The 16,427-nt window shown below is 42.0% G+C and carries 15 protein-coding genes and 1 pseudogene; 5 read left to right on the top strand and 11 right to left on the bottom strand.

Going from position 1 to position 16,427, the window contains the following annotated elements; translation table 11 throughout:
• Nucleotides 1-8 precede the first annotated feature (8 nt).
• The 3 genes from FJR73_RS09430 to FJR73_RS09420 all read right to left on the bottom strand — a co-directional run bounded on the left by FJR73_RS09430 (nucleotide 9) and on the right by FJR73_RS09420 (nucleotide 4,035).
• On the bottom strand, nucleotides 9-419 hold the full coding sequence (locus tag FJR73_RS09430; protein WP_140834627.1) for a peptide deformylase: 411 nt from the start codon (nucleotides 417-419) through the stop codon (nucleotides 9-11).
• Between the two features lie 115 nt (nucleotides 420-534).
• A complete protein-coding gene (gene yghU, locus FJR73_RS09425) occupies nucleotides 535-1,326 on the bottom strand; it encodes a glutathione-dependent disulfide-bond oxidoreductase (RefSeq protein WP_140834625.1) in 792 nt (263 codons plus the stop codon).
• Nucleotides 1,327-1,338: 12 nt separating this feature from the next.
• Nucleotides 1,339-4,035: a cation-translocating P-type ATPase gene (locus FJR73_RS09420; protein WP_140834623.1), complete on the bottom strand. Its 2,697-nt coding sequence runs from the start codon at nucleotides 4,033-4,035 to the stop codon at nucleotides 1,339-1,341.
• Nucleotides 4,036-4,341: 306 nt separating this feature from the next.
• Here FJR73_RS09420 and mntE point away from each other — a divergent pair, with 306 nt between their 5' ends.
• Nucleotides 4,342-5,526 carry a CDF family manganese efflux transporter MntE gene (gene mntE, locus FJR73_RS09415; RefSeq protein WP_140834622.1) on the top strand — a complete coding sequence of 395 codons (1,185 nt, stop codon included), beginning with the start codon at nucleotides 4,342-4,344 and terminating at the stop codon, nucleotides 5,524-5,526.
• Between the two features lie 37 nt (nucleotides 5,527-5,563).
• Here mntE and FJR73_RS09410 read toward each other — a convergent pair whose 3' ends face one another.
• The 8 genes from FJR73_RS09410 to cdaA form a co-directional block, all read right to left on the bottom strand.
• Nucleotides 5,564-7,435 (bottom strand): ABC-F family ATP-binding cassette domain-containing protein, encoded by a 1,872-nt coding sequence (locus FJR73_RS09410; RefSeq protein WP_140834620.1) that lies wholly within the window; start codon nucleotides 7,433-7,435, stop codon nucleotides 5,564-5,566.
• Nucleotides 7,432-8,631, bottom strand: coding sequence for a CCA tRNA nucleotidyltransferase (locus FJR73_RS09405; protein WP_140834619.1), 1,200 nt, complete (start codon nucleotides 8,629-8,631; stop codon nucleotides 7,432-7,434). Before FJR73_RS09405 ends, FJR73_RS09410 begins: the two co-directional genes overlap by 4 nt.
• Nucleotides 8,628-9,395 (bottom strand): 4-hydroxy-tetrahydrodipicolinate reductase, encoded by a 768-nt coding sequence (gene dapB / locus FJR73_RS09400; protein ID WP_140834618.1) that lies wholly within the window; start codon nucleotides 9,393-9,395, stop codon nucleotides 8,628-8,630. The genes FJR73_RS09405 and dapB overlap by 4 nt, the downstream gene beginning before the upstream one ends.
• Nucleotides 9,396-9,550: 155 nt before the next feature.
• Nucleotides 9,551-10,399, bottom strand: a complete 849-nt coding sequence (locus FJR73_RS09395; RefSeq protein WP_061088284.1) for a DegV family protein — start codon at nucleotides 10,397-10,399, stop codon at nucleotides 9,551-9,553.
• A 1-nt stretch (nucleotide 10,400) separates the two neighbouring features.
• Nucleotides 10,401-10,775, bottom strand: coding sequence for a DUF1149 family protein (locus tag FJR73_RS09390; RefSeq protein WP_140834617.1), 375 nt, complete (start codon nucleotides 10,773-10,775; stop codon nucleotides 10,401-10,403).
• Between the two features lie 73 nt (nucleotides 10,776-10,848).
• On the bottom strand, nucleotides 10,849-12,186 hold the full coding sequence (glmM, locus tag FJR73_RS09385) for a phosphoglucosamine mutase (RefSeq protein ID WP_140834615.1): 1,338 nt from the start codon (nucleotides 12,184-12,186) through the stop codon (nucleotides 10,849-10,851).
• Between the two features lie 25 nt (nucleotides 12,187-12,211).
• On the bottom strand, nucleotides 12,212-12,991 hold the full coding sequence (locus FJR73_RS09380; RefSeq protein ID WP_001230936.1) for a YbbR-like domain-containing protein: 780 nt from the start codon (nucleotides 12,989-12,991) through the stop codon (nucleotides 12,212-12,214).
• Nucleotides 12,978-13,835, bottom strand: a complete 858-nt coding sequence (gene cdaA, locus FJR73_RS09375) for a diadenylate cyclase CdaA (protein ID WP_140834614.1) — start codon at nucleotides 13,833-13,835, stop codon at nucleotides 12,978-12,980. The genes FJR73_RS09380 and cdaA overlap by 14 nt, the downstream gene beginning before the upstream one ends.
• Nucleotides 13,836-13,955: 120 nt before the next feature.
• Between cdaA and FJR73_RS10480 the strand changes: the two genes are divergently transcribed.
• The 4 genes and pseudogenes from FJR73_RS10480 to FJR73_RS10630 form a co-directional block, all read left to right on the top strand.
• Nucleotides 13,956-14,105 (top strand): hypothetical protein, encoded by a 150-nt coding sequence (locus tag FJR73_RS10480; protein WP_235888732.1) that lies wholly within the window; start codon nucleotides 13,956-13,958, stop codon nucleotides 14,103-14,105.
• Between the two features lie 19 nt (nucleotides 14,106-14,124).
• Nucleotides 14,125-15,093 (top strand): NAD(P)/FAD-dependent oxidoreductase, encoded by a 969-nt coding sequence (locus FJR73_RS09370; RefSeq protein WP_140834613.1) that lies wholly within the window; start codon nucleotides 14,125-14,127, stop codon nucleotides 15,091-15,093.
• A 550-nt stretch (nucleotides 15,094-15,643) separates the two neighbouring features.
• The gene (locus FJR73_RS09365; RefSeq protein WP_000593540.1) at nucleotides 15,644-16,219 is read left to right on the top strand and encodes a hypothetical protein; all 576 of its coding nucleotides are present in this window, start codon (nucleotides 15,644-15,646) and stop codon (nucleotides 16,217-16,219) included.
• Between the two features lie 143 nt (nucleotides 16,220-16,362).
• Nucleotides 16,363-16,427: pseudogene (locus tag FJR73_RS10630) on the top strand (transposase); the annotation flags it as partial.

Genomic DNA, 16,427 nt, shown 5'->3' with positions numbered 1-16,427 from the left:
CTTTCCTCCTAAATGATTCGTCCTTCCAAGTGATCTAGTTCATGCTGGCAAATCTGAGCTGGGAAGCCTGTCAAGGTAATAGTCTGTTCCTGCCACTTGCTGTCACGATAGGAAATCCTTATAGTTTCATAACGCTTAGTTGGTCTCACACCTACCAAGGACAAACAGCCTTCTTCTGTCTCATAAGGTTCTTCAAAGGACAGGAGAACTGGATTAAACATGACCACGGGAACCAAGCCAAGATTAAAGATAATCACGCGCTTCTGCACCCCAATCATATTGGCAGCCAGACCAACACAGGTCTCACGATTTGCTAAGAGTGTATCCTGCAAATCTCTGGCAAGATACAGATCTTCCTGACTTGCCGGCTGAGATACCTGAGATAAAAATAAGATATCCTTCACAATTTTCTTTTCCACTTCCTCACACTCCTCTTGATGTTTACTATATTATAGCAATTATAGCACAAAAGCCGATAACTGCAAGCCCTTTCCCTCAACTGTAGCAAAAAGCCATCCGAAGATGACTTTTTCGCTATTTAATTTCTTTGTAAGTTACTTCCATACCACGCTTAACAGCTGGACGGTTGGCAATTTTTTCTGCCCAGTTTACTAGATTCTGATAACTTGAGGCATCTAAAAATTTTGCAGAACCTTGATAAAGGTTTCCTTGAACTAACTGTCCATACCAAGACCAGATAGCAATATCTGCAATCGTATAGTCATTGCCTGCAATATAAGGTTTCTTAGCCAATTCCTTATCCAATAAATCCAACTGGCGTTTCACTTCCATCGTAAAGCGATTAATTGGATATTCCAATTTTTCAGGGGCATAATTAAAGAAATGTCCAAATCCCCCACCTAGAAAAGGTGCAGCACCTGCTTGCCAGAATAGCCAATTCAAAACTTCTACCTTTTCCACAGGATTGCTTGGTAAAAAGGCTCCAAATTTCTCAGCAAGATAAAGGAGAATATGAGCAGACTCAAAGACTCTTACTTCTTCAGTACCTGACTGGTCCAGCAAGGCTGGAATCTTGGAATTTGGATTGAGCTTTACGAAGTCTGAACCGAATTGATCCCCATCCATGATAGCAATCTTATACAAGTCGTAAGCCGCTTGCTCAAAACCAGCTTCTAGTAATTCTTCCAATAAGATAGTGACCTTCACACCATTTGGTGTTCCCAGTGAATAAAGCTGAAAAGGTCGTTCTCCTTTTGGTAAGTCTTGTTCGAAACGGGCACCTGCTGTTGGTCTGTTTAGTCCCGTAAAGGCTCCTTGATTACTAGCTTCATCCTGCCATACGGTCGGTAATTGATAAGCTGACATCAGAAACCTCCCTTAAATCGCATTCTTGTCAAAACCTAGTTTGCGTTGAATAAACTTAACAATTTCGACAATAATAATCATTGAGAAGCTTCCGCCCATAACGATTCCCCATTGTGACAAGTCTAGTTTGGTTACGTGGAAGATTCCTTCAAGCGGTTCTACGACGATAGTTGCCATGAGAAGAATGAAGGATACCAAGATAGACCAGTTAAAGGTCTTAGATTTAAATGGGCCGACTGTCAAGATGGATTGGTAGACAGATTTCACATTGTAGGCATGGAAGAGCTGAATCAAACCAAGGGTTGCAAAAGCCATAGTAAGGGCATCTGCATGAATGGCATGATTGTCACCCACATGAACTGGGTAAGCAATCGCAAGACCATAAACACTCATAACAATAGCTGCTTGGAGTACACCTTGATAGATGATAGAACTGAAAACACCACCTGAGAAGAAGCTTGCCTTGCGTCCACGTGGTTTATGATTCATGACACCAGGCTCAGCAGGTTCAACACCTAGAGCGATAGCTGGGAAAGTATCGGTTACCAAGTTGATCCACAAGAGATGAACTGGCTGCAAGACATCCCAACCAAACAAGGTTGATAGGAAGATGGTCAATACTTCAGCAGTATTGGCAGAAAGCAGGTATTGAATGGTCTTTTGAATGTTTGAGAAGACCTTACGTCCTTCTTCAACTGCAACAATGATAGTCGCAAAGTTATCATCTGCAAGAATCATGTCAGAAGCCCCCTTAGAAACCTCTGTACCAGTGATTCCCATACCGATACCGATATCGGCTGTTTTCAGAGCTGGCGCATCATTGACACCATCACCTGTCATGGCAACGACCTTACCTTGTTTTTGCCAGGCCTTAACGATACGAACCTTGTGCTCTGGAGACACACGGGCATAAACAGAATACTGGCCAACAACTTTTTCAAAGTCTTCATCTGACAGTTCATTGAGTTCAGCACCAGTTAAAACGTGGCCTTCTGTATCATTTGCATCGATGATTCCCAAACGTTTGGCAATAGCTTCTGCAGTATCTTGATGGTCACCCGTAATCATGATTGGACGAATTCCCGCTTCCTTCGCCACACGAACAGCCTCAGCAGCTTCAGGACGTTCAGGGTCAATCATCCCAATCAAACCAGTAAAGATTAAATCATTTTCAAGTTCTTCAGAAGTGAGATTTTCTGGAATGCTATCGATAATCTTATACGCACCTGCAAGGACACGCAAGGCTTGGTGGGCCATTTCAGAGTTGTTTGTATGAATGAGGTTTGTAACCTTCTCATCAATCGGAGCAATATCTCCAGCCTTATCACGAAGAACACAACGTTTCAAAAGTTGGTCTGGCGCACCTTTGACTGCCACAAGGAAACGACCATCTAGCAATGGGTGAACTGTTGACATGAGCTTACGGTCAGAGTCAAATGGCAACTCAGCTACACGAGGATATTTGTCTAAAAATCCTTTGACATCGTAGCCCTTGTCCAAGGCATATTGGATGAAGGCTGTTTCTGTTGGGTCACCAATCAAGTTGCCTTCCACATCGATTTTAGTATCGTTTGCCAAGACAACTGAACGAAGAAGGGGCATTTCAAGACCTAGTTCAATGTCATCAGCTGAGTCATGTAGAACTGCATCGTAGAAGACTTTTTCGACGGTCATCTTGTTCATAGTCAGCGTACCAGTCTTGTCAGAAGCGATGATCTCAGTTGAACCAAGTGTTTCTACTGCTGGCAATTTACGAACGATAGAGTTACGTTTAGCTAAGACTTGCGTACCAAGGGCAAGAACGATCGTTACGATAGCCGGGAGCCCTTCTGGAATGGCTGCAACGGCAAGCGCAACAGAGGTCATCAACTCACCAAGTGGATTTTTTCCTTGAATGAAAACTCCAACTACAAAAGTAACAAGGGCAATAACCAAGATAGCATAGGTCAAGACCTTAGAAAGATTGTTCAAGTTTTGTTTGAGTGGTGTATCTGTCTCATCCGCATCTTGAAGCATACCAGCGATGTGACCAACTTCAGTGTACATACCTGTATTGACAACAACACCCATCCCACGACCATAGGTTACGTTAGAGTTTTGGAAGGCCATGTTGACACGGTCACCAATACCAGCATCTGTCGCAAGCTCGACTGACAAGTCTTTTTCGACTGGCACAGACTCACCTGTCAAAGCAGCTTCTTCAATTTTAAGAGAGTTGGCTTCTAGCAAACGTAGGTCCGCTGGCACCACGTCACCTGCTTCAAGGGCAACGATATCTCCAGGTACCAATTCTTTAGAGTCAATCTCAGCCATGTGGCCATCACGAAGAACGCGGGCAGCTGGACTAGACATGGATTTGAGGGCTTCGATCGCTTCTTCGGCTTTCCCTTCTTGGTAAACACCAAAGGCAGCGTTGATGATAACCACAGCTAGGATGATAATGGCATCAGCGATATCTTCCCCTCCAGAAGTCACGACTGATAAGATTGCTGCCGCAACTAGGATGATAATCATCAAATCCTTAAATTGCTCGATGAATTTGACCAGTATTGATCGTTTGTCTCCTTCTTCGAGTTCATTGTGGCCAAATTCAGCAAGGCGTTTTTCCGCCTCACTTGATGACAAACCTTGCTCGGTCGCATCCACAGCCTTCAAGACCTCTTCAGGACTTTGAGTATAAAACGCTTGGCGTTTTTGTTCTTTTGACATGTGTCTCCTCCTTGACATTGTGTGCAAAACAGGCTCTCTTTTTCCCATCGTATCTTTTCACGACAAACAAAAAGAGACCTGTTAATCATAACAAGTCTCGCTGTTTAAGATAGGGCCGGAAAACATACTTTTCAGTATAAAATTCGGAATGACGACACTATCACAGGTTTCTGCCAGCTACTCCCTTTAGTAGTACTATTATACCAAATTTTGGGAAGTTTTAAAAGAGTAAAAACTACCTTATTTGAATTTTCCCTTGAAAACCAGTATAATGGTAAAATGCTATGTGACTAGAAAGGAAGTTGAATGAAGCAATCTATTTCAAATCTCAAGTTAGCTGAGCGTGGGGCCATTATCAGCATTTCGACCTACCTGCTCTTATCTGCAGCCAAATTGGCAACTGGTCACCTCCTTCATTCATCCAGTTTGGTGGCCGATGGTTTCAACAACGTGTCGGACATCATTGGAAATGTGGCCCTCTTGATTGGTATTCGAATGGCGCGCCAGCCTGCTGACCGAGACCACCGTTTTGGCCACTGGAAGATTGAAGATTTGGCTAGCTTGATCACTTCCATCATCATGTTTTATGTTGGCTTTGATGTGCTGAGGGACACCATTCAAAAGATTCTCAGCCGGGAAGAAACGGTCATTGATCCTCTGGGTGCAACTCTAGGAATCATTTCTGCAGCGATAATGTTTCTGGTCTATCTCTACAATACTCGCCTCAGTAAGAAATCTAACTCCAAGGCACTGAAGGCTGCTGCCAAAGACAATCTTTCTGACGCTCTTACCTCACTTGGTACCACCATTGCCATCCTGGCTAGCAGTTTCAATTATCCCATTGTGGATAAATTGGTTGCTATCATCATCACTTTCTTTATCTTGAAAACTGCCTATGATATCTTCATCGAGTCTTCCTTTAGCCTTTCAGATGGTTTTGATGACCGTCTGCTTGAGGAATATCAAAAAGCCATTATGGAAATTCCTAAAATCAGCAAGGTCAAATCGCAAAGAGGTCGCACCTACGGTAGCAACATCTACCTGGATATTACGTTGGAGATGAATCCTGACTTGTCTGTTTATGAGAGTCATGAAATCGCGGATCAAGTCGAGTCTATGCTGGAGGAACGTTTTGGCATCTTCGATACCGATGTCCATATCGAGCCAGCACCTATACCTGAGGATGAGATTTTAGACAATGTCTACAAAAAATTGCTTATGCGCGAACAATTGATTGACCAAGGAAATCAACTGGAAGAACTCTTGGCTGATGATTTTGTCTATATTCGTCAAGATGGAGAACAGATGAATAAAGAGGCCTATAAAGCCGAAAAAGAGTTAAATTCAGCTATCAAGGATATCCAGATCACTTCCATCAGTCAAAAGACCAAACTCATCTGCTATGAGTTAGATGGTATCGTCCATACCAGTATCTGGCGTCGCCACGAAACCTGGCAAAATATCTTTCATCAAGAAACCAAAAAAGAATAGAGAAATCCTGTCCATGAGACGGGATTTTTCCATTCTTCTAGCTATCAAACTCACTTAAATATTCATAGCGTTCGTATTTTTCAAGGAGTGCTTCGTTTTTCTCATCCAGTTCTTTTTGGAGAGTAGCCAGCTTACCAAAGTCAGAGCCGTTGGCCTGCATCTCCTCTTCAATAGCAGCGATACGGTTTTCCAAGGCTTCAATATCGCCTTCAATGCTTGCCCACTCCTGCTTTTCTTGATAGGTCATGCGTTTCTTGTCTTCTCTGACCTTGACGACCTTCTCCTTTTCAGCCTTTTGAACTTGATTGACCATCTCTGTTTCAAAGGCTTTTTCATCAAGATAGTCTGTGTAATGACCAAAGAAAGGACGAATCTTGCCATCTTCAAAAGCCAGAATCTTGGTCGCTACCTTATCCAAGAAATAGCGGTCGTGACTAACAGTCAAAACTGGACCAGCAAAGCCTTGCAAGAAATTCTCCAAAACTGTCAAGGTTGCAATATCCAGATCATTGGTTGGCTCGTCCAAGAGAAGAACATTTGGTTTTTCCAAGAGCAATTTGAGGAGATAAAGACGTTTTTTCTCGCCGCCAGACAACTTCTCAATCAAGGTTCCATGCGTCGAACGTGGGAAAAGAAACTGCTCCAGTAATTCTGCAATAGAAGTCGTAGAACCACCGCTGGTCTTGACCTCTTCTGCCACTTCCTGCAAGTAATTGATCACTCGCTTGCTTTCATCCAGACCCTCAATTTGCTGAGAGAAATAGGCGATGCGAACAGTTTCCCCTATCACAACTTGACCTGCTGTCGGCTCAAGACTTCCTGCAATCAAGTTAAGGAGAGTTGATTTCCCAACACCGTTGTCCCCAACAATTCCAATACGATCTTTAGCCTGCACCAAGAGATTAAAATCTTGCAAAATAGGCTTGTTTTCATAGGCAAAGGAAACATCCTGAAACTCGATGACTTTCTTCCCAATACGACTGGTTTCAAAGTTCATAGTCAAGTCTGTCTCAGCACTACTGCCTGAAACCTCTTTCTTCAAGTCATGGAAACGATTGATACGAGCCTGCTGCTTGGTCGCACGCGCCTGCGGTTGCCTGCGCATCCAGGCCAATTCTTGCTTATAAAGTTGTTCCTTTTTGTGGAGAAGAGCCGCATCGCGCTCATCCTGTTCTGCCTTAAGGCGAACATAGTCCTGGTAATTTCCTTGGTATTCTGTCAAGCCCGCTCGGTCCAACTCGAAAATACGTGTTGATAAAGCGTCTAGGAAATAACGATCATGGGTGATAAAAAGGACGGTTTTCTTAGAATTTTTCAAAAAGAGGGTCAGCCACTCAATAGTCGCAATGTCCAGATGGTTAGTCGGCTCATCCAAAAGCAAGAGGTCGTGGTTGCCAAGTAAAACTTGCGCCAACTGGACCCGTCTTCTCAGACCACCTGACAATTCCCCAACAGGAATAGATAAGTCCTGAATACCTAGCTTGCTGAGAACGGTCTTGACCTGACTCTCAATTTCCCAAGCTTGAAGAGAATCCATCTCAGCCATGACACGTTCCAAACGAGCCTGTTTGTCTTCACTGTAGTTGAGCATGATCAACTCATACTCACGAATGAGCTGGATTTCCTTGAGGTCACTAGATAGAACCGTATCCAAGACAGTCTTGCTATCATCAAAATCAGGATCCTGAGTCAAGTAACCAATCTGGTAATCATTCTTAGCTGAAAAAGGACTAACATCCCCATCAAAGCCAGAAACACCGGAAAGAACATCTAAAAGGGTGGTCTTGCCAGTCCCATTGACACCAATCAAACCAATTCTGTCTAGATCATGGATGATAAAGGAAATATCCTTAAAAACGGTCTTGTCACCGACGGATTTACTTAGTTTTTCAACGATAAAATCACTCATTTTTTCTCCCTCAGATAAGCATGGATGGCTTGACGGTCATTTTCCAATTCTCCATCGACAATAGCATATTCAATATCTGTTAAAATCTCTCCCAAGTCTGGGCCCGGATGATAACCATATTCCTTGATTAAAATACCACCGTTGATTTGGATTTCTTTCTTATCATGAATTGTCAAACTCTGGTAAGTTTCTGTGATAGCTTGTGGGTTGACTTCTTTTCCTTGAGCCTGACGAAGATTTTCAGCCTGTAAAAGTAAATCCAAGTCAAAGCGGTAACAATCGCGCTTGCTCAATTCTCCCTTTTCACGCAGAGCCAAAATAGTCAGTAAATCCTGTACCTGCTTGGCAAATTGACGAGAGGTCTTCCAAGCCTTCAAAAATGGCTGTGCATCTTTAATCTCCAGAGCCCACAGTAGAGCCGCCCAAGCTTGTTCAGAGGATTCAAAAGTGAAATCATTCTCCAAATCAAACAATCTGTTGAGCTTATCTTGGCTAGATGCCATATCAGGGAGATAGTCATAAGCTTGACTCTCAACCATGGAAGACAAACCCCTTCTCCAAAACGGAGCCAGCAAGAGTTTATCAAACTCGACGAAGGTACGCTCTACAGAAATTTTCTCCAAAAGCGGCGTCAAGATCTTCATAGCTTTAAATGTTTCTGGCTCAAGTTCAAAGCCAAGACTGGCCTGAAAACGGAAACCACGCATAATCCGCAAAGCATCTTCGTTGAAACGTTCACTAGCCACTCCAACTGCTCGCAAAACTTGATTTTCCAAATCCTCTAAACCATGAAACAAGTCAACGATTTCCCCTGTCTCGTCCAAGGCAAAGGCGTTGACTGTAAAATCACGACGCTTGAGGTCTTCTTCTAGCGAACGCACAAAGGAAACCGCACTAGGCCTACGATAGTCCACATAGACATCCTCTGTCCGAAAAGTAGTCACCTCATACTCCTCGTCTCCATATAAGACCAAGACAGTTCCATGTTCAATTCCGATATCGGCTGTTCGTGGGAAAATCTGCTTGGTCTCTTCAGGATAAGAAGACGTCGCTATATCCACATCGTGGATGGGACGATTGAGAAGGGCATCTCGAACAGAGCCTCCAACAAAATAAGCATCAAAGCCTGCTTCTTTAATTTTTTCTAATACTGGTAAAGCCTTCTGAAATTCAGAAGGCATTTTCGTTAATCTCATAATAAGTGTTCTAATCCATAGACAAGCTCATGACGCTTGACAACTTCTTTAATTCCCAAATTCACTCCTGTCATGAAGGAGCTGCGATCATAGGAGTCATGACGGAGGGTCAATCCTTCTCCCTGATTGCCAAAGATGACTTCCTGATGGGCTACTAAGCCTGGCAAACGAACTGAGTGGATGCGCATGCCATCAAAATCAGCACCACGGGCACCTGCAATCAATTCTTCCTCATCAGGCGCACCTTGCTGGATTGATTCACGAACTTCTGCCATCAACTCAGCTGTTTTAATAGCTGTTCCACTCGGAGCATCCTTTTTCTTGTCATGATGGAGCTCGATAATCTCCACATTTGGGAAATATTTGGCAGCCTGCGTAGCAAATTGCATAAGCAAGACAGCACCCAAGGCAAAGTTAGGGGCAATCAAACCACCCAAATCTTGGGTACGGGAAAATGCTTTTAGTTCTGCAATTTCTTCACTTGTGAAACCAGTCGTTCCAACTACTGGAGCAAAGCCATTTTCAAGAGCAAAGCGTGTATTTTCATAGGCAACAGTTGGAGTAGTAAAATCTACCCAGACATCCGCTTCAAAGCCTGCTAAATCAGCCTTATCCTTGAAAACAGGAATTCCTTGCCATTCTGATTCAGACTCAAAGGGATCCAAAACTGCTACCAAGTCCAAGTCTGAATCATCCAAGACCATCTGACAAGCAGCTTGGCCCATCTTTCCCTTAAAACCAGCAATAATTACTCGAATACTCATCTCTACTCCTGTCTAAGATACAAAGCCTGTAGGAACACAAAGTGAAAATAGGAGTTCTGATCAAGGAGCGTCTACTCCTTGGAAGAACTATCTTTTTCACACGGGGTTCCAGGCGTGTTCAACTGCTAACTTCTTAACTAGTCTAAAAGTGCCAACTAAATCACTGGAATATAACCCAGAGCAATACTTCCTGCTCCTAGGTGAGTTCCAATGACACTACCAAATGTAGCTAGTGAAATATCCGTACCCACTCCAGATTCAAGCAAGTGTTGACGCAATTCTTCAGCCTTTTCAGGAGCATTTCCATGAATGACAATGACCCGATATTGGCCTGAAGCTGTTGTTTCCTTAATGATTTCAATTAAGCGCTTGGTTGCTTTCTTTTCAGTACGAACTTTTTCGTAAACTTCAATCACACCTTGATCGTTAAAATAAAGGATTGGCTTAATGCTTAGCAGATTGCCCAAAATCGCAGCCCCATTTGAAAGACGTCCACCTTTCACCAAGTGGTCCAAATCATCTACCATGATAAAAGCTGACGTACGGCTGATTTGAATGGCTAGCTTATCCTGAATAATGGCAAAATCATCGCCCTGGTCTCGCCAGTTAAAGACACTTTCAACCATAATACCCAGCGGAGCACTTGTAATCAAAGTGTCTGGGAAAGCAATGGTCAAGCCCTCATAATCATCCACCATATACTGGATATTTTGGTAAAAACCTGAAATTCCAGAAGATAGGAAAAGCCCCAAGGCATGGGTATAGCCTTGTTCTTTGAGCGAAGTTAAGATTTCATCTAACTTGGCAATGCTTGGTTGACTGGTCTTAGGCAATTCAGAAGCCTGAGCCATTTTTTGATAAAATTCCTCAGCAGTCAGATTGATGCCTTCAACATACTCCTCACCATCAATATTGACAGGAATATCCAAGACAAACAAATCTTCTCTTTGCAAGGTCTCTGTACTGAGAAAGGCAGAGGAATCTGTAATAACAGCTAGTTTCATATTAGAACTCCAAATTGATTCCTGGTAAGTCTAATGCAATTTCAGTCACTTCATAAGTCAAACGATTGAGCATATTCAAACATGGACGAGCCAAAGTTTCCACTTCTTCTTGGCTCAATTCACTTGGTTCATTGACAATACGACCATCGATATGGTTCACCTGTGAAATGGTTCCACTAATGACAAACTTATCAAATACAATCATAAAACTCAAGACAACAATTAAGGAAGTCACTTGATTGTCTTGGTCATGTTGGAGCAATTGGAAGTTTACATCCACCTTGGTTTCAGGAGCTCCATTCTCATTTTCCCATTCAAAATTACGCGCATCAAAATGATACTGACTAACAAATTCTTGTTCACGTTTAAGATTCATGTCTCTCTCCCTTAGCTACAATATTATAAGCTATTGTACCATAATTTTTTATTTTCATCTAGTTTTCTAGGATTTAGTCAATCCCAATTTCAGCTCGAACTACATCAGCGATGGTATCAACATAGTAGTCCACTTCTTCTGTTGTAGGCGCTTCTGCCATAACACGTAAGAGGGGCTCTGTTCCACTTGGGCGAACAAGGATACGGCCATTTCCTGCCATTTCTTCTTCCATCTTCTCAATGATGGCCTTGATAGCTGGCACTTCCATGGCATTTTCCACTCGGATATTGACTAATTTTTGTGGATAGATGGTTACTTCTGCGGCCAGCTCTGACAAGCTCTTACCAGTTTCTTTCATGATTTTCGTCAATTGGACAGCTGATAATTGGCCATCACCTGTGGTATTGTAATCCATCAAAATCACGTGCCCAGACTGTTCTCCGCCAAGGTTGTAGCCTGATTTTCTCATTTCTTCAACAACGTAGCGGTCACCGACTGCAGTGACTGCCTTGTTAATACCTTCACGGTCCAAGGCCTTGTGGAAACCAAGGTTAGACATAACAGTTGTCACGATTGTATTTTGGGCCAATTGTCCTTTTTCAGAAAGATATTTTCCGATGATGTACATAATCTTGTCACCATCAACGATATCGCCATTCTCATCAACAGCAATCAAGCGGTCACTGTCTCCATCAAAGGCCAGACCGATAGCTGACCCGCTTTCTTTGACCACTTCTTGAAGGGATTCTGGGTGGGTTGAACCAACATTAAGGTTGATGTTAAGACCGTCTGGTGTTTCCCCGATAATAGTCAATTGAGCTCCAAGGTCTGCAAAGATTTGACGGGCACTTGTAGACGCTGCACCGTTTGCTGTGTCCAAGGCAACCTTCATTCCTTCAAGAGGAGTTCCAGTTGAAACAAGATAGCCTTCATACTTACGCAAGCCTTCTGGATAATCAACTACAGTACCTAGACCTTCTGCACTTGGACGAGGAAGAATGTCTTCCGCAGCATCTAGCAAGGCTTCAATTTCTGCTTCTTTTTCGTCATCTAGTTTGAAGCCATCCCCACCAAAGAACTTGATTCCATTATCAAGGGCTGGATTGTGGCTAGCAGAAATCATGACACCTGCACTTGCTCCTTCAGTTTTAACCAAGTAAGCTACTGCTGGCGTTGCCAGAACGCCTAGTTTGTATACGTGAATACCAACTGAAAGGAGACCAGCTACCAAGGCAGATTCTAGCATTTCTCCTGAAATTCGTGTGTCACGTCCTACAAAGACTTTCGGTGCTTCCGTTTCATGTTGACTAAGAACATAGCCTCCAAAACGTCCTAGTTTAAAGGCCAATTCTGGTGTTAGTTCTACATTAGCTTCTCCACGGACTCCATCAGTCCCAAAATATTTACCCATTTTTATAAAATCCTTTTCCTATTTTTTAATTCGTTTTTGAACTAGTTGCTTTCGTTGACGAAGATGTCTCCGACGAACTGCTTGTAGTTGAATTTGATGTGCTTGAACTTGGTGTCACAGGTTTTGTAGTCACCTTCATTGTTGTGTCAAACGGAGTGATAACTGCCGGTAAGACAACCCCATTGCGGTCGATTGCCTGCAAAGGTACTGAACCACTGTAATTACCTGTTATGCGTTCGCTAGTTGGTAAAAGCGCAATAACTTTGTCAATCTTAGCTAATGTTTCTTGGTCAGTTGTGACAGAAACTCGTTCATTTGACACAGTTACACTATCAATTTGTAACTTGGGATCAATCTGGCTTTGGTCAACTTGCGGAACAACAATCATCTCATCTCGCTTAACCTTCTTCCCAACTTTCACTGTGATCTTTTGAGGCGTTGCCACAGCGGTCAATCCACTTGGAAGATTTTCAATATTCAAGGGAACTTCAATCGTTCCAACACTGGCATCCGTCAAATCAGCAGTAACTTTAAACTTACGAGTACTTTCCTGCATTTCGCTGGCCAAAGTCACACGATTGGCACCTGTCAGCACAACTGAAACTTCTGAAGCAAAACCACTAATAAAGTATTGACTATTATCATAGTGAATATCGATAGGAACATTTGCTATCGTATTGGTGTAGGTCTCTGATTTGACCTGCCTTGCGGTATTGCTATTTTGAAAGTTGGTAGACGTTGCATAAATGAATAAGACACAAGCAAAAAAGAGAGATGAAATGATATATAGACTATTTTTTCTCATATTTCCAACCTCCTAGCAAACGGTCCTTGAAACTGGCTTTTTCCTCAACAGCTGGCAAAAGAATTGTTCGTAGCTCTGCTTCAAATTCTTCAATCGTCAAGTCATGCTTGAAGACCCCATTGTAGGTAATAGAAATACCACCTGTTTCCTCTGAGACGATGAAGGTCAAGGCATCAGACACTTCTGATAAACCGATAGCCGCCCGGTGTCTGGTCCCAAATTCCTTGGAAATCCCTGTACTTTCTGTCAAGGGCAGATAGGCAGAGGTTACCGCAATTCGGTTTTCTCTGATAATCACAGCACCATCGTGTAGGGGAGTGTTAGGGATAAAAATATTGATGAGAAGTTCAGCCGAAATATTGGCATCCAAAGGAATCCCTGTCGCAATGTATTCTTGCAAGGTCCGAACTCGTTGAATGGCAACCAGGGCACCTATCTTACGAGGACTCATGTATTCAACTGACTTGACAAAGGAACGAATCATTTGCTCTTCTGCACTTATTTGAGTAGTAGAAAAGAAATCTGTCGCCCTTCCCAAGCGTTCCAAACCAGTCCGAATCTCTGGAGAGAAGATAACAACCACAGCAATGACTCCATAAGTGATAATCTGATTAATCAACCAAGAAATCGTGGTTAAACCAAGGATATTAGCTACAACCTGGGCTAATACAAAAATCAATACCCCCCGCACCAAAATCATAATCTTGGTACCAGCTATCGCTTTTGTAAAACGATACAAAACATAAGCCACAATCAAAATATCAAACACATTGATGGCAATACTCCAAGGACTAGAAAACAAGCTAGTCCAATATTGCAGGTTGGATAATTGTTGAAAGTTCATCTGCCGTCTCCTCTCTGTCCAAACACGTTCCTGTCTATTATACCATTTTTCTGGCATTTTTCCCCTATCCTACTTCATTTTAAATTAAGGAAAAAATATGATAAAATAAACTGATACTCAATGAAAATCAAAGAGCAAACTAGGAAGCTAGCCGCAGGTTGCTCAAAACAATGTTTTGAGGTTGTGGATAGAACTGACGAAATCAGTAACCATAGCTACGGTAAGGCGACGCTGACGTGGTTTGAAGAGATTTTCGAAGAGTATGACTAGAAAAAACAAAGGAGAAACCATGTCTCAACTCTATGATATTACCATTGTAGGTGGTGGTCCAGTTGGTCTTTTTGCGGCCTTCTATGCCCACCTACGCCAAGCCAAGGTCCAAATCATCGACTCTCTTCCCCAACTAGGTGGACAACCTGCTATTCTCTATCCTGAAAAGGAAATCCTCGACGTTCCAGGTTTCCCAAACCTGACTGGAGAAGAGTTGACCAACCGCTTGATTGAACAGCTAAACGGCTTTGATACCCCTATTCATCTCAACGAAACGGTTATTGAGATTGAAAAACAAGAAGAAGGCTTTGTAATTACAACTTCTAAAGGGAGTCACCTGTCTAAAACAGTTATCATTGCTATGGGTGGCGGCGCCTTCAAACCACGTCCTCTGGAACTAGAAGGCGTTGAGAACTATGAAAATATCCACTACCACGTTTCCAACATCCAGCAATATGCTGGTAAGAAAGTGACGATTCTTGGTGGGGGGGACTCAGCTGTGGATTGGGCTTTGGCTTTTGAAAAAATCGCGCCAACTACCCTTGTTCACCGCAGAGATAATTTCCGTGCCTTGGAACACAGTGTGCAAGCTTTGCAAGAATCATCTGTGACCATCAAGACACCATTCGTCCCTAGCCAACTCCTTGGAGATGGAAAAAAGCTTGACAAGTTGGAAATCACAAAAGTAAAATCTGATGAAACAGAAACGATTGACTTAGATCACCTCTTTGTCAACTATGGTTTCAAATCTTCTGTTGGTAACCTTAAAAACTGGGGGCTCGACCTCAACCGTCACAAGATTATTGTCAACAGCAAACAGGAATCTAGCCAAGCAGGTATCTATGCTATCGGTGACTGTTGCTACTATGACGGAAAAATTGACTTGATTGCGACAGGTCTCGGAGAAGCTCCAACTGCTGTCAATAATGCTATCAACTACATCGACCCTGAGCAAAAAGTACAACCAAAACACTCTACTAGTTTATAAAAAAGAACCACGAGTCACATAGGATTCGTGGTTTTAAAATGAACTACACCTCAAAAGTTAGACAGAAATACATCTAACTTCTGATATGCAGCCCACCTTCTCTTTGCTCTTGTTTGAATAAGAAATTTTTTGAAGAATCATTAGATTATACAAAGTATTCATATCAGCCTTTTAAAGCTATATAAAAACTCTCCAACTATTCTATTATACCATGTAAAAAAATAAATAAATAGACTTGTTTTTTTTCTTTTTTTGACGTATACTAATAATAGAAAGCGCTTTAAATAAAATAAAAGGAGGTTTTATGAGGAAAGTAAATAAGGACATTTTATTCTTAACTGGAATCATAGTTTTATGTTTTGGTTTTTTATTATTTCACATCAACCCCTATTATGCCGAACCCTATGCGACACTGAAAGAAAGAATAAATTTATTCTTTTGGCAACTATATTGGAGACCTGTAGGAACTCTCAGTATTATTTCGGGTTGCATTATAACTTTCAAAGGATTGAAAAAATAATCTTTTACTCATGAAGAAAGTAAATTTGTTATGATTAAACTGAAACTATTGTTTTTCTCTCTACTATCAAGTCTATTATTCTTAGTCACAACATCTACGGTTTTTGCTGATGTCTATCCTGGTACAAATTATGAAATTGTATCTAATCGTATTGTAAAAGATATCAACACAGGAGAGTTATTGTCATTTTATACGACTGAACTTAGAGACGCCTATTTAGAGTCTAAATCTACGTATCAGACTCGTTCTAATGCAACTGGTGTTGCAGACTATAGAACTAAATACTCTCACTCTTACAAGAAAAGCACCACATCAGGTCCTGTAAGTTCAACTGCCTATGGTGGAAAAGCTGGAGCTACTCTGACTGTAGGTGCAGGTGTTAGCTTTTCTGCTCCGGAGTCTGGAGCTGGACTTAGTTTAAATCACTCAGTCTCCCATAACGTACCACCCTACACTTATGGTTATATTAGACTAAAAGCATCTTACACAGTAAACGTTCGTAAACTAGAAGTTAGATACTTAGGCACCAACAAATGGGTTCCAGCTGGTGAAACCTCTACTATATCGAATGTTAGCGTTTGGAGCGAACTGGTCACTTGGAAATAACTCATTAGAGACTGGGTAAAAACTCAATTTCAGGAGAAAATGAAATAAATTTTCTCACAATAAAACGCATAGTATTACGGTTCAAGTTGAACTGCACCCCAAAAGTTAGACAGAAAAAATCTAACTTTTGGGGTGTTTTTATTATGAAATTAACTTATGATGATAAAGTTCAGATCTATGAACTTAGAAAACAAGGATATAGCTTAGA

Origin of the sequence: Streptococcus sp. D2, assembly GCF_006385825.1 — a bacterium.
Classification (GTDB): Bacteria; Bacillota; Bacilli; order Lactobacillales; family Streptococcaceae; genus Streptococcus; species Streptococcus shenyangsis.
This window is presented reverse-complemented; position numbering and strand designations above follow the sequence as displayed.

Bases quoted from the DNA above. Each gene is read 5' to 3' on its own strand.
- yghU (WP_140834625.1), bottom strand. From the start codon at position 1,326: ATGTCAGCTTATCAATTACCGACCGTATGGCAGGATGAAGCTAGTAAT.
- FJR73_RS09420 (WP_140834623.1), bottom strand. From the start codon at position 4,035: ATGTCAAAAGAACAAAAACGCCAAGCGTTTTATACTCAAAGTCCTGAA.
- mntE (WP_140834622.1), top strand. From the start codon at position 4,342: ATGAAGCAATCTATTTCAAATCTCAAGTTAGCTGAGCGTGGGGCCATT.
- FJR73_RS09410 (WP_140834620.1), bottom strand. From the start codon at position 7,435: ATGAGTGATTTTATCGTTGAAAAACTAAGTAAATCCGTCGGTGACAAG.
- FJR73_RS09405 (WP_140834619.1), bottom strand. From the start codon at position 8,631: ATGAGATTAACGAAAATGCCTTCTGAATTTCAGAAGGCTTTACCAGTA.
- dapB (WP_140834618.1), bottom strand. From the start codon at position 9,395: ATGAGTATTCGAGTAATTATTGCTGGTTTTAAGGGAAAGATGGGCCAA.
- FJR73_RS09395 (WP_061088284.1), bottom strand. From the start codon at position 10,399: ATGAAACTAGCTGTTATTACAGATTCCTCTGCCTTTCTCAGTACAGAG.
- FJR73_RS09390 (WP_140834617.1), bottom strand. From the start codon at position 10,775: ATGAATCTTAAACGTGAACAAGAATTTGTTAGTCAGTATCATTTTGAT.
- glmM (WP_140834615.1), bottom strand. From the start codon at position 12,186: ATGGGTAAATATTTTGGGACTGATGGAGTCCGTGGAGAAGCTAATGTA.
- FJR73_RS09380 (WP_001230936.1), bottom strand. From the start codon at position 12,991: ATGAGAAAAAATAGTCTATATATCATTTCATCTCTCTTTTTTGCTTGT.
- cdaA (WP_140834614.1), bottom strand. From the start codon at position 13,835: ATGAACTTTCAACAATTATCCAACCTGCAATATTGGACTAGCTTGTTT.
- FJR73_RS10480 (WP_235888732.1), top strand. From the start codon at position 13,956: ATGAAAATCAAAGAGCAAACTAGGAAGCTAGCCGCAGGTTGCTCAAAA.
- FJR73_RS09370 (WP_140834613.1), top strand. From the start codon at position 14,125: ATGTCTCAACTCTATGATATTACCATTGTAGGTGGTGGTCCAGTTGGT.
- FJR73_RS09365 (WP_000593540.1), top strand. From the start codon at position 15,644: ATGATTAAACTGAAACTATTGTTTTTCTCTCTACTATCAAGTCTATTA.